This is a genomic window from Rhodococcus sp. S3 (assembly GCF_058211795.1).
Genome location: NZ_CM177074.1, coordinates 2597337 through 2609240, shown reverse-complemented (window position 1 = coordinate 2609240; position 11904 = coordinate 2597337). Strand labels below are relative to the sequence as shown.

The window sequence follows — 11904 nt, the reverse complement described above, 5'->3', positions numbered from 1 at the left end:
GTGCGGGTACGCGCGCTCGGCCGAGCACAGACTGCCCAGCGCTGCACTGTGTTTCATCGCATCCGCCGGCTGAGGCAGACAGTAGACAACTCCCACTCCGCACACTCGGTGACCGGCGCCACAGTCCAGGGCCCTCCTTCCTCGGCAACCCTTCCGGTCTGCCGATCCGAGGGGTACACAGTTTTCGATCCGCGCGCGTACCTGATCGTCATAAGTGGGGATTATGACGATCAGTGCTCCCACTCGATCATGGACGAAAGCGAGCGGTTTCAATGGCGATAGTAGTTACGAAACCGGAAATCGTACGTTGTTTGGCCAGTTCAGCATGTTTCATATCGTTTCGTTTCATTACGGTCTTGTTCTGTAATAACGTAACTAAATGCGGTACGATACCTACGACCTGCGATTTCGGCGCCACGACGAGGACATCCATGACCGACGCACACTCCCCCGCCCGCGAAGCGACCACCGACGAGGACGACTCGAGCAAGCCTCGGGTGGGACGCCCCCGGAAGTACGCCACCGCAGCCGACCGCGTGCGCGCCTATCGCGAACGCGAGCGCGCCAAGAAGGAAGCTGCCGGCATGGCCCCACCGGTCGTCGAGAGCCCGGACGATGCGGTCTCCGCGCTCACGGCCGCCACCACTGCACTACGCGCGTTGGCCACCAACACCGTCGAGCAGTACTCGGCGATCGCCGAGCGGATCACCACCGCGGTCGACAAGCTCACCGACGCCGAGGCCCTCGAGGCTCAGATGACGCGGTCGGCCGCCGAACTCGCGAAGGTCAAAGCCGACGCCGACGCGAAGATCGTCCGGCTACGCGAACAACTCGCCCAGGCAATCGAGGACCGCGACAACGCCGACGCCGCAGTGGCCGCCGTCGATGCCGAACTCGCCGACGCTCGTACCGCACACACCGAACAGGTGCGCCGACTCGAGGAAGCGCATCACGCCGAGCTGACTCGGCTGAAGGACGAGCACGCCGCAACACTGCAGCGGTGGAAGGACGAATTCGAGGCAGCGACCGCCGAGCACACACGAACTGTCGGCGACCTGCGAGCGACGATCGTTCAGCAGGACGAGTCGCTCACCGCACAGCGACGGGAACTCGACGACGCGGCTGCCCAGCGTGAGCGCGCGACCGTCGAGATCACCGATCTGCGAGCCGAGCTCGCGCGCCTGCAGGCCGCGCTCGACCGGGAGGTCGCGACCCGCGAACGCCTCGACACCGAGCTCACCACCGAGCGCGACCGCACCTCCGAGCTACGGAGCCGACTCGAGGAATCGCGCATCACCGCCGCGACGGCCCAGGCGGCCGAGACCGCAGCACGGGCGCGTGGCGACGAACTGCGGGCCGAACTGTCGGCACTGCGCGACGAGATCACCGCCTTACGCGACGAGACGAGGACGCTTCAGGCGGAGAATCTGACGCTGAAGACCGAATCGAGTTCTCTCCGTGCCGAACTGGATGCAGCGAGAACGGCCGGGACGAGCTGAACCGGCCGGCCGATCATCGAGCGCGTGTCCGCGATCGGCGAGCGCGCACTCCGTCGATCACCGTCGACCACGCCAAACGACTTGCCGCGGTCATATTGGAAACGCGAACGGCGTCGCGGGTGAGAAGTGCGTTGGCCAGCACTTTCGTATGCCGCGACGCCGAACTGGTGTGACCGCTGCCGAACGGCGGGGCGGGGTCGTACTCGATCATCAGCTGGATCGCCTTCGCGCGTTCCTCCCCCGCGATCCGGGCCGCGAGCGAAAGTGCCAGGTCGATTCCGGCGGAGACGCCGGCGCAGGTGACGACTTTGCCGTCGAAGACCACCCGTTCGTCACCACACGGAACCGCTCCGAACGCGCGCAACGCCGTCAGCGCTTGCCAGTGCGACGCCGCGCGTCGGCCCTCGAGGAGTCCCGCCGCGGCGAGAATCAGCGCGCCGCCGCATACGGAGACGGTCCACGTCGAGGTCCGGTGTGCGCTGCGCAGCCATGTGCGGAGGAGTTCGTCCTCGGCGGCGACGGCGATGGCTGTCCCCGACCCGGGTACGAGCACGATGTCCGGGCACGGTGTCTCGTCGAACGTGTGTGTCGCGCCGAGCGCGAGCATTCCGCTGTCGGCAACGACCGGTCCGGTCTCGTGCCAGACGAAGCGCACGTCCGCCTCCGGAAGGTACCGGAGCACTTCGTACGGTCCGACGACATCCAGTGCGGTCAGACCCGGGAAGACGACGATGGCGATCTGCACTCCGGCACCCTAGCAGTCTGCGCACGCATGTACTCAGACTTTCGGTGCCGATCTCCGCGGGTAGGGACGAGCGTCAACCGAACTGTTCGAACAGCGAGACGATGATCCCGTCGGGTCCCCGCACGTACGCCATTCGCACACTGTTCTCGTACTCACCGATGCCCCCGACGAGGCCGTATCCCCGCTCGGCGACAGCATCGACGGCAGCGTGGAGATCGCCGACCTCGAACGACACATTGCGGATCCCGAGCTCGTTGGGCATCGCCGTCGGCGAGCCGGGAAGGTGGTCGGGTGCGATGAACCTCGAGAGTTCGAGCCGGGCTCCTCCGTCCGGGGGTCGGAGCATCACGATGTCGCAGTGCGTGCCGGGAAGACCGCAGACGGTCGCGGGAAAGTCGCCCTGCACAGTGCCGGTGCCTTCGACCTCGAAGCCGAGGCCGACGAAGAACGCCGTCGCGGCGTCGAGGTCCGAGACGGTGAGGCCGACATGATCGAAACGTCGTACGTGTGCCATGGGATCCATCCTTCGATGTTGTCTCGTCCGTTTGCTGCAGGGACGGAGCCGGTGCTCGGATCTCGACATTCCACGGACTCGGCGGGACACCGGATCGTTTCCCACCACCGCATCGATCCACCGCATCGATGAGCTACGACGCGCCCACCGCTCTGCGACGCGCAACTCTGATCCAAGCGGCCCTGACAAGCATCAGCAGACACAGCCCGATGCCCCATCCGATCTCCGACAGCATCACACCCACTCCCGCCTGACCGGTGTCGTCGGTACTGGCAACCACGCTGAAGGCGGTGGTGAACCCTGCCGCCGTGCCGATTGCGGCAGCCAGTCCGCCGCTCACCACCCAGCGGGATCGACGAGCGGAAAGGAGGCACGCCAGCACGACAGTCACTCCGCAGGCGATCACCTGCCAGGTGGGGAACTCGTTCGGTGCGGGCAGGCCGGGGCCTCGGAATTCTCCGTCGTGCTCCGCCGACCAACTCAACCAGCCCGCGCAGGACAAGAATCCGAGTGCGAATGCGGTTGCACCGGTCGCCCACAGGCCGCGCCGGCCGAGACCCACGGGTCGATCACCGGTCTGCTCGTGGTCGCTCGACGGACTCCGGACACCGACACGCTCCCGCTGCCAGGCAACCCACACCGTGCTCACGCCGATCAGGGTCGGCACGCCCACGAGGATGAGCACGATCCACAGGAATTGAGCCCAGGAGAATTCGAAACCGGCGGCCATAGGCAGACAGTATGTCGAGTGGAACGAGAGTCCGACGCACGGTCGTGATCGGCCTACGGTGCCGGCCCTTCGATCGGCCGCGTCCCCATCCGTACGAGGAGCGCGGTCACTTCGGGTACTTGCGCAGTTCGTTCTTGGCGATCGTGCGCAGGTGCACTTCGTCGGGGCCGTCGTAGATGCGCATGGCGCGGTGCCAGCCGTACATTGCGGCCAGGGGAACGTCGTCGCTCATACCCGCGCCGCCGTGCACCTGGATCGCCCGGTCGATGACCTCGAGGGTCATGCGCGGCACTGCGACCTTCGCGGCGGACACGTACGGGGCGGCGGCCTTGTTCCCGTGTTCGTCGATGGTCTTGGCCGCAAGACGGCACAGCAGCCGGGCCTGTTCGATCGCGACGCGCGATTCGGCGATCTGATGCTGCACGACACCCTGCTCGGCCAGTATCTTGCCGAAGGCGACACGCCCTTGCGCGCGCGTGGTCATCAGCGCCAGGGCCCGTTCGGCGGCACCGAGTGCGCGCATGCAGTGGTGGATGCGGCCGGGTCCGAGACGTGCCTGCGCCATGGCGAAGCCACCACCTTCCTCCCCGAGGAGGTTCTCGGCGGGCACGCGGACGTTGTCGTAGACGACTTCGCAGTGACCGTGCTGGTCGTGTCGTCCGAACACCGGCAGGTCGCGGACGATCGTGACACCGGGAGTGTCGATCGGCACCAGGATCATGGACTGCTGACGGTGGGTGTCGGCGGCGGGGTCGGTCTTGCCCATGACGATCAGCACCTTGCAGCGAGGATCCGCGGCGCCGCTGGTCCACCACTTGCGACCGTTGATGATGTAGCTGTCGCCGTCGCGCTCGATCCTGGTCTCGATGTTGGTGGCGTCGGAGCTGGCCACGGCGATCTCGGTCATCGAGAAGGCGGACCGGATCTCCCCGTTCAGCAGAGGATCGAGCCACCGCTTCTTCTGGTCATCGGTGCCGAACAGGTGGAGCAGTTCCATGTTGCCGGTATCGGGAGCCTGCCCGTTGGTGGCTTCCGGCGCGAGATGCAGGCTCCAGCCGGTGATCTCGGCGAGCCCGGCGTAGTCGAGCTGCCCGATGCCGGATTCGGAGGGCAGGAACAGATTCCACAGACCGCGCTTGCGGGCCTCCTGCTTGAGGGTCTCGATGACGGGTGGGACGGTGTGGTCGTCGGGACCGACGTTGCGGCGGTAGGCCTCGTATTCGTGTTCGGCGGGGAACACATGGCTGTGCATGAACTCCACCAGCGCCTGTTCGAGTTCGAGCGCTCTGGGAGACGGTCGAAGATCCAGTGATCCGGTGTTCGTCTGCGCGGTGAGCATGCTGTTGGCTACGTCGGTCATACGGTTTCTCCCTCGAAGGTTCGGTCGGGGACGTCGTGAAACGGGGTCGAGGTTCGGTCAGGGACCGCGGTCGAGGTCTGCGCCTCGGTACTGCATGAGATCGAGGGCGTACTCCACGTAGAGGTTCGCGACTTCTTCCGGGCTCATCCGCCCGCCGGGTCGCCACCAGGTGGGGAGAGCGGTACACATCGAAACCACGGCGCGAGCGGCGTCCTCGGGATTGCGGACCCGGAACGATCCGGCGCGCACGGCGGCCAGCACCTTCTCGTCGACGACCGCTTGTTGCCAGTTCCGCTTGTTGGCGATGATCCGTCGATTCTCCGTTGTAAGAGAACGCATCTCACTGGCACCGATGAAGCCGAGTTCGCGCCGGTGCGTGTGGTACAGCGCCAGGTTCTCGATCAACAAGGTGAAGACCGTGACAGGATCTCGGCCGGCCCCTTCGGCGAGTGCGCCGCGCGTGCGCTGCTCCAGATCGTCCATCGTCACCTGATAGATCGTCATCAGGATGTCCTGCTTGCTGGTGAAGTAGTTGTAGATGCCGGGAACCGACAGGCCGCAGCGCTTGGAGATCTCGCGCATGCTCGTGCCGTGGTAACCCACGGCGAGAATCTCCTCGAGCGCGGCCTGGACCACGGGTGCGAGCGACAACGGCTCGTACTCACGCCACTGCCGGCGCGCTTCGACCTGTCCGGGTCGGTCCGACCGGGTCGTAATGAGGGTTACCGGTTCCTCTGCAGGTACTGCGGGTGCCACCAGACCGGCTTCGAGGATCTCCGTCGGCCTCACCCCGAGCACGTCGGCGATCCGGTTCAAGCGTTCGACGGTCAGTCCGGTCTTGTCGTTCTCGATCTGACTCAGCGTGGCCGGGCTGACGTCGATGCGCTGCGCCAGGCCCCGCAGTGTCATGCCGCGCGCCGTCCGTACCTGGCGCAACCCGGCCCCGACCGACGCCGACCTGTCGACCGAAACCGCGCTCACCGACAACTCCCGTGTTTGGAATAGTTGAACACTGCTCACCCGACCCTCGACCGTTCCGGGCAGCGTATCCATTTGCACGACTGTCTCGCAGTCCTTTTCAGGAAAATATCGAACCGTTGACGTCGGCAAGTGTGATGTGCACCATAGGCGACACCGAGCGTGTGCTCGCTCCCGCTGTTTACCCGATGGAGGACAACATGACCGAGGTCGACGCTCCCGCAATGCGTGAACTGCTCGGAGAGAACGCGCCGAACAATTGGGGCAAGTGGGGACCCGACGACGAGCTGGGTGCACTGAACTACCTCGACGCAGCAGAAGTTCTGCGCGGCGTCCAGCACGTCAAGTCGGGCGAGACCTTCACGCTCCAGATCCACATGGGACGCGCCGAGAGCCCCGGCGACCCGCTCTGGCCGGGTCGCGAAGGAATCAAGCGGCAGAACGTGCTCGACGAGAGTTCCTGGGACGGCGACGGGGCTCCGGCCTTCCCGGGTGGCCTGCACTACGCCGACGACACCGCCTTGGTCTTCCTCCAGGGATCGACCCAGTACGACGCACTCGGACACGTCTGGTACGACGGCAAACTCTGGAACGGATACGACGCCCGCAGCACCGTCGGAGGAATGGACAAGGCCTCCGTCCTCCCGATCGCGGAGAAGGGCGTCGTCGGCCGCGGCGTCCTCATCGACATGGCCCGCCATCGCGGGAAGCCCTATCTCGACAAAGGTGAAACCTTCGACCACCGCGACCTCGAGGAAGCTGCCACCGCACAGGGTGTGACCATCGAGCCGCACGACATCCTGATCATCCGCACCGGATGGCTCAAGTACTGGTACGAGCTGAACAACCCCGAGCAGTTCTACGACGGATTCTGCGAACCCGGCCTGACCTACTCCCCCGAACTCGTCGAGTGGTTCCAGGACAAGGAGATTCCGAACCTGGTGACCGACACGATCGCCAACGAGGTGACCTACGACCCGCAGAGCGGCGTCGCACTGCCGCTGCACTGCGCGCTGATGCGCAATCTCGGTGTCACGCTGACGGAGATCGCCTGGCTCGACGACCTCGCCGACGCGTGCGCTGCGGATGGCCGATGGAGCTTCCTCTACACCGCCGCGCCCCTGAAGATCGTCAACGGCACCGGCGCCCCGGTGAATCCCATCGTCATCCGCTGAGGCGAACCATGACCATCTACGGCGACAAGGTGTGGTTGTCGCAGTACGACGCTGCGCAACGGCAACCACGCACGATCGAGTTCGACAATGCCCTGGCGATGTTCCGGGCGACCGTCGACCGCAATCCGGACGCCGACATCATCCGCTACTTCGACGGCCGGATCACCGCACGCGAACTCGACGAGCTGAGCGACGCCTTCGCTGCGGGCATCCTCGACGCCGGGTTCCGTCCAGGAGAACGAGTCGCGATCTACGCACAGAACGTGCCGCAATTCGTGATCGCCCAGCTCGGAACGTGGAAGGCCGGCGGTATCGCGGTGTCCGCCAACCCGATGTACCGCGAACGCGAACTCGAGGAGATCCTGCGCGACTCCGGTGCCACGGTCCTGGTCGCGCTGCAATCCCTCAACACCGACGTGGCAGCGAAGGTCGTCGAGTCGACCGACGTGCGCACCGTGATCACGACGTCGGAACTGGAGTACCAGAGTGCGAACAGCGGCACCCTCGCCGGCGTCGAACGCATCGAGTGCGCGGGCACTACGGACATGGCGGAGATGCTCGCGGAGTTCCGGGGCCGGACCGTCCCTCCTGCCGAGATCGGCCCCGACACGGTCGCTTTCCTGACGTACACCTCCGGGACCACCGGCCCGCCGAAGGGTGCGATGACCACCCACCGCAACGTGGCGTTCAACGCGCAGACCTACCGGGACTGGATCGACATCGGCCCCGACGACGTCGTCCTCGGCGTCGCACCGCTGTTCCACATCACCGGACTCGTCGGCCACATCGCCCTGTCACTGCTGACCGGTGCACCGCTGGTCCTGATGTACCGCATGGATCCGGCCGACACCATCGAGACGATCGAAAAGCAACGCGCCACGTTCACCGTCGGATCGATCACGGTGTTCATCGCGTTGATGAACGCCCCGAACGCGAGCAAGGAGGCCTTGGCGAGCCTGACCAAGATCTACTCGGGTGGAGCACCGATCCCACCGAGCACCATCGCGGCGTTCGAGGAGAGGTTCGGCCACTACATCCACAACATCTACGGCCTCACCGAAACGACTTCCCCGTCGCATGGGGTGCCCCTTGGCAGGCGGGCACCGGTCGACGAGCTGACCGGCGCGACCTCTGTGGGCGTGCCGGTCTACGACACTGTCGTGCGGATCGTCGACGACAACGGCAACGACCTTCCCCCGGGCGAGGTCGGGGAGCTCGTGACGGCGGGACCGCAGGTGGTGGCGGGGTATTGGAACAAGCCGGAGGCCACCGCGAACTCGATCCCGAACGGCGTGCTGCACACCGGCGATGTCGGCTATATGGACAGCGACGGCTGGTTCTACATCATCGATCGCAAGAAGGATCAGATCAACGCCAGTGGCTACAAGGTCTGGCCTCGCGAGGTCGAGGACGTGCTCTACGAACACGACGCCGTTCGCGAAGCTGCGGTGGTCGGTGTGCCCGACGAATACCGCGGCGAGACGGTCAAGGCTTTCGTCAGCCTCCGCCCCGGAGCCACAGTCACGCCCGATGAGCTGATCGCGTTCACGAAGAAGCGACTGGCCGCCTACAAGTGCCCACGCTACGTCGAGATCATCTCCGACATCCCGAAGACGGCGACGGGTAAATTGCTGCGCCGCGAGCTACGAACGGCGACACCGTCCTGACGATGGTCGCAGAGTTTCTCGCCCGCGTGCGCACTCCGTAGGCGCTGCGCCGAAGGCGGGTCTTCTTCGGTACAGAGCTACCGGAGAAGACCCGCCTTCTCGCGTGCGACCGGACGGCACACCATCACGATCCGCACATTGCGTGGATCAACCGCGCACGGTCGCCATCAGGGCATCGAGTGACTCGGCGGCGGGGAGCGCCAGCGCGGCTCCAGCGACCTCTACGGCGCTCTCCGGCGACAACCGTCCTTCGAGGTTGAGATCGAACTTCATCGTGAGCTCGTCGTCGGAGAGCGGGTTCGCCGGGCCACCCCGGTTATAGTCGACGCGAGCCTCGTGCCAGGAACCGTCCCGCGTACGTACCCGGAGCACCGCCGGGAACTGATGTGGGTAGATCTCGTCGCAGCGGTCGTCGCTGTAACTCGTGACCAGCCGCGCGAGTTCGAGTGTGCGCGGATCCTTCGCGGCAGCGTCGGTGAAATCGGCGTGTCCCACACCGAGTCCCGAGCCACCGAGCAGTGCCCGTGCGACGGTGAACGGGCCCGAGAAGGCCGCGTGGTAACCGGATTCGGGAGCAGCCTTCGATGCCGGGGGCTCGGCGATCGTGCGTAGTACCGGCTTCGGTACGCCGAGTTGGATCTCCACGATGTCGGCCGGGTCCAGACCGTCGCGGACGAGCGCCCGCGCGGCGTCGATGCCGGCGTGGGTGAAATGGTTGCACGGGTAGGGCTTGAAGAAGATGCCCGGCAGTTCCCAGTGCTCGCCCAGTCCGTCCAGCACCTTCGCGGTGTCGGCCCGATCGCCGCAGAAGGCGTGCAGGAATCCGAAGCGTCCTTCGATCACGGTCGGCGGTCCGGTGAGACCGGCGCGAGCGAATTCTGCCGAGGTGACACCGGAGTGTGCGGCCCATCCGCAGTGCGTCCGCCTGACCGTGCCGCCGGTGCGGTTGGCTTCGAGCAATCCGGCACCGAAGCTCGCGGCGATGCCCATGGCGTCCGCGATGCCTTCGGTCTCGAGTCCGTAGAGCATCGCTGCGGCGGCAGCCGAACCTACGGCACCGCCGATGGAGGTTGCGTGCTGGCCACGTTCGAAGAATTCGGAGTTGCCGAGTTCCTCGTCGTAGCCGCCCATTCCCAGGCGGACCACGATCTCGATACCCACACCCGCAGCGTCGAGAACGGTTGCACCGGAGGCTCCCACTGCTTCACCGACGGCGAGCGCCGCCGGGATCACCGAAGCGGACGGGTGCAGCACCGACGGCAGATGGGTGTCGTCGGAATCCATCGAATGGGCGAGTGTTCCGTTGACGAGCGCGGCGGTGGCCGCCGGGAACCGCTCTCCGGTGCCGATGCCGGTGGCCGCGGCTGCGCCCGACCAGTTGCGTGCCACCTCGGTGACGACGCGAGCGGACGGCTGGTCGTGCGCCGCGAGGGAGTTTCCGAGCAGGTCGAGCACCCGGCGCGCGACGTCCTTGCGCCGTTCTGCGGGCAGTCCCGTGGTGCGGATGTCGGCGGCGAGGGCGGCGAGCCGGCCGACGACCGTTCCGGTCAGGTCGTGTCGGGTCTCGGTGCTGGTCACGAGGCCACCACCGCGACGGGGCGCACGGGCGAACCGGTGCCGCCGGTGATGCGCAGCGGTGCCATGACGAACGTGAATTCGGTCAGGCCGCGGGCGCTTGCATCCTCGAGGTCGAGGTGCTCGATGATGTGGATTCCGTTCTCCACCAGCATCACTCGGTGGGCCGGAAGAACACTGTGCCCCTTGCCCGCCGGGATGTGTTCGAAGGCGGTCGTGTCTGCACCGGCGGCCGCGATGCCGCTGGCCGCGAGCCACCGGCCCGCACCGACATCGGCGCCCGGAACACCGTCCTGCTGGCCGAGATAGCGTTGCGGATCGTCGAAGTACCGGGCCCATCCCGTACGGATCAGCACGACATCACCGCGGCGCGGTGTCACACCGGCGGCGTCGGCCGCATCGCGCAGGTCTTGTTCGGTGACCGCCTGCCCCACGTCGAGGGAGTCGACGCCGCGGACCCGTGCGACATCGAGGAGCAGTCCACGGCGAAGCATGAAGGGAATGGACTCCGCGCCGAGCTGGGAGAATTTTCCACCGCGCTGGGCTTCCTGGGCGTCGATGCCGCCGTGCAGCTTGCCCTCGTGGCTGACGTGGGAGAGCGCGTCGACGTGGGTGCCGACGTGTCCGCCGGTCACGATGATCTCGTTCGATGCCGATCCGCCGTCGGGTCGCACCATGTCGCCGTGCCGGCGGATGAGCGTCATCCGGAATCCGGGGTGGTTCGGTGAGCAAGGCATACCGGTCGTGTGGGGATGTCCCAGCTCGACGATGTCGACGTCGGTGTCGACGACCGCATTCAGCAGTGCGTCGGGACCGGTGATGGTTTGTTCGGTCATGATGTGGCTCCTCGTACTGTGATGGCCGGGGCTCGGTCGAGTACGACGCGAGCATTCGCAACGACCGCCGGGTCGATGAATCTGCCGTTCTCGTCGAGGACCGCGGACTCCCCCGCCGCCGAGGACGCGGACGCGTCGTCAACGATGCGCTGCGCGCGCTCTCGTTCCTCGGCCGAGGGCGTGTAGGCCTCGTTGACAATGTCGATCTGCTTCGGGTGGACGACGGAGCGTCCGAAGAATCCTTGGATGCGGCCGACTCGGGACGATTCCGCGAGCCCGGCCAGGTCGCTCACGGCGGTCCAGATACTCTGGATCGGCGACGACAGTCCCGCTGCGCGTGCGGCTGTGACGATCCAGCGCCGGCGAATCCCACGCCGACTATTTCGACCGACTCTTCGGCACGTCCTATCGCGCCTGGGTCGAGCGCGACCGCGTGATGGTCGCGGGCCTTCAGGCCGTCAACTACGACGACAAGCTCAGAGCTCGGTGGACGTCGCTGGTCACCGATCTCAACGACCAACTGGCAGCGCAGATGAGCAGGGACGCCGACGCCGGGGAGATCACTCCGCTGTCGGACGACCACGAGGGTCTCGTCACGACGCTGACCGACATGATCGTCATGGCGTTCTTCAAGGACCGATCGCTCAGGCCCTCCGAAGCCGAGTCGAGACGGATGCTGGTCAACGTGAAGACGATCTGGCTCGGAACGTGGGGCGCGCCGAACCCGCCGTCGCATCGAATCGACCGATACGGCGGCGTGACGTCGTCGTGATGCGATCCGCCCCGACCTCTTCAACTACCGCAAGGCAATTCGTTCTTCCGGTA

At 66.1% G+C, this 11904-nt stretch carries 13 protein-coding genes; 4 read left to right on the top strand and 9 right to left on the bottom strand.

Annotated features, from left to right (window positions below; translation table 11 throughout):
* Window positions 1-247: 247 nt before the first annotated feature.
* The gene (locus AC0LPE_RS12245; RefSeq protein WP_229564879.1) at window positions 248-433 is read right to left on the bottom strand and encodes a hypothetical protein; all 186 of its coding nucleotides are present in this window, start codon (window positions 431-433) and stop codon (window positions 248-250) included.
* Between AC0LPE_RS12245 and AC0LPE_RS12240 the strand changes: the two genes are divergently transcribed.
* Window positions 432-1499: a coiled-coil domain-containing protein gene (locus AC0LPE_RS12240; RefSeq protein ID WP_160875364.1), complete on the top strand. Its 1068-nt coding sequence runs from the start codon at window positions 432-434 to the stop codon at window positions 1497-1499. The genes AC0LPE_RS12245 and AC0LPE_RS12240 overlap by 2 nt on opposite strands.
* Before the next feature lie 13 nt (window positions 1500-1512).
* Here the strand turns inward: AC0LPE_RS12240 and AC0LPE_RS12235 are convergent, their stop codons facing one another.
* The 5 genes from AC0LPE_RS12235 to AC0LPE_RS12215 all read right to left on the bottom strand — a co-directional run bounded on the left by AC0LPE_RS12235 (window position 1513) and on the right by AC0LPE_RS12215 (window position 5901).
* Window positions 1513-2244 (bottom strand): DJ-1/PfpI family protein, encoded by a 732-nt coding sequence (locus AC0LPE_RS12235; protein WP_490604566.1) that lies wholly within the window; start codon window positions 2242-2244, stop codon window positions 1513-1515.
* A 73-nt stretch (window positions 2245-2317) separates the two neighbouring features.
* Window positions 2318-2758 carry a VOC family protein gene (locus AC0LPE_RS12230; RefSeq protein ID WP_088899020.1) on the bottom strand — a complete coding sequence of 147 codons (441 nt, stop codon included), beginning with the start codon at window positions 2756-2758 and terminating at the stop codon, window positions 2318-2320.
* Between the two features lie 133 nt (window positions 2759-2891).
* A complete protein-coding gene (locus AC0LPE_RS12225) occupies window positions 2892-3488 on the bottom strand; it encodes a hypothetical protein (protein ID WP_490604565.1) in 597 nt (198 codons plus the stop codon).
* Between the two features lie 106 nt (window positions 3489-3594).
* Window positions 3595-4848 carry an acyl-CoA dehydrogenase family protein gene (locus AC0LPE_RS12220; RefSeq protein ID WP_490604564.1) on the bottom strand — a complete coding sequence of 418 codons (1254 nt, stop codon included), beginning with the start codon at window positions 4846-4848 and terminating at the stop codon, window positions 3595-3597.
* A gap of 57 nt (window positions 4849-4905) precedes the next feature.
* Window positions 4906-5901, bottom strand: coding sequence for a TetR-type transcription factor C-terminal domain-containing protein (locus AC0LPE_RS12215; protein WP_490604563.1), 996 nt, complete (start codon window positions 5899-5901; stop codon window positions 4906-4908).
* A 125-nt stretch (window positions 5902-6026) separates the two neighbouring features.
* Between AC0LPE_RS12215 and AC0LPE_RS12210 the strand changes: the two genes are divergently transcribed.
* Window positions 6027-7001: a cyclase family protein gene (locus AC0LPE_RS12210; protein ID WP_490604562.1), complete on the top strand. Its 975-nt coding sequence runs from the start codon at window positions 6027-6029 to the stop codon at window positions 6999-7001.
* Between the two features lie 8 nt (window positions 7002-7009).
* The gene (locus tag AC0LPE_RS12205; protein WP_490604561.1) at window positions 7010-8668 is read left to right on the top strand and encodes a class I adenylate-forming enzyme family protein; all 1659 of its coding nucleotides are present in this window, start codon (window positions 7010-7012) and stop codon (window positions 8666-8668) included.
* Between the two features lie 147 nt (window positions 8669-8815).
* On the opposite strand, the gene AC0LPE_RS12200 is transcribed toward AC0LPE_RS12205, so the two are convergent.
* Genes AC0LPE_RS12200 through AC0LPE_RS12190 form a run of 3 tightly spaced genes read right to left on the bottom strand, consistent with a single transcriptional unit; the run spans window position 8816 to window position 11372 of the window.
* Window positions 8816-10246: an MmgE/PrpD family protein gene (locus AC0LPE_RS12200; protein WP_490604560.1), complete on the bottom strand. Its 1431-nt coding sequence runs from the start codon at window positions 10244-10246 to the stop codon at window positions 8816-8818.
* Complete coding sequence (locus AC0LPE_RS12195; protein WP_490604559.1) at window positions 10243-11079, bottom strand: cyclase family protein; 837 nt, start codon at window positions 11077-11079, stop codon at window positions 10243-10245. Before AC0LPE_RS12195 ends, AC0LPE_RS12200 begins: the two co-directional genes overlap by 4 nt.
* Window positions 11076-11372 (bottom strand): HpcH/HpaI aldolase/citrate lyase family protein, encoded by a 297-nt coding sequence (locus AC0LPE_RS12190; protein WP_226949835.1) that lies wholly within the window; start codon window positions 11370-11372, stop codon window positions 11076-11078. The genes AC0LPE_RS12195 and AC0LPE_RS12190 overlap by 4 nt, the downstream gene beginning before the upstream one ends.
* 143 nt (window positions 11373-11515) lie before the next feature.
* Here AC0LPE_RS12190 and AC0LPE_RS12185 point away from each other — a divergent pair, with 143 nt between their 5' ends.
* The gene (locus tag AC0LPE_RS12185) at window positions 11516-11851 is read left to right on the top strand and encodes a hypothetical protein (RefSeq protein ID WP_490604558.1); all 336 of its coding nucleotides are present in this window, start codon (window positions 11516-11518) and stop codon (window positions 11849-11851) included.
* Window positions 11852-11904 lie beyond the last annotated feature (53 nt).

Bases quoted from the DNA above. Each gene is read 5' to 3' on its own strand.
- AC0LPE_RS12245 (WP_229564879.1), bottom strand. From the start codon at position 433: ATGGATGTCCTCGTCGTGGCGCCGAAATCGCAGGTCGTAGGTATCGTA.
- AC0LPE_RS12210 (WP_490604562.1), top strand. From the start codon at position 6,027: ATGACCGAGGTCGACGCTCCCGCAATGCGTGAACTGCTCGGAGAGAAC.
- AC0LPE_RS12195 (WP_490604559.1), bottom strand. From the start codon at position 11,079: ATGACCGAACAAACCATCACCGGTCCCGACGCACTGCTGAATGCGGTC.
- AC0LPE_RS12185 (WP_490604558.1), top strand. From the start codon at position 11,516: ATGGTCGCGGGCCTTCAGGCCGTCAACTACGACGACAAGCTCAGAGCT.
- AC0LPE_RS12215 (WP_490604563.1), bottom strand. From the start codon at position 5,901: ATGGATACGCTGCCCGGAACGGTCGAGGGTCGGGTGAGCAGTGTTCAA.
- AC0LPE_RS12240 (WP_160875364.1), top strand. From the start codon at position 432: ATGACCGACGCACACTCCCCCGCCCGCGAAGCGACCACCGACGAGGAC.
- AC0LPE_RS12230 (WP_088899020.1), bottom strand. From the start codon at position 2,758: ATGGCACACGTACGACGTTTCGATCATGTCGGCCTCACCGTCTCGGAC.
- AC0LPE_RS12225 (WP_490604565.1), bottom strand. From the start codon at position 3,488: ATGGCCGCCGGTTTCGAATTCTCCTGGGCTCAATTCCTGTGGATCGTG.
- AC0LPE_RS12220 (WP_490604564.1), bottom strand. From the start codon at position 4,848: ATGACCGACGTAGCCAACAGCATGCTCACCGCGCAGACGAACACCGGA.
- AC0LPE_RS12205 (WP_490604561.1), top strand. From the start codon at position 7,010: ATGACCATCTACGGCGACAAGGTGTGGTTGTCGCAGTACGACGCTGCG.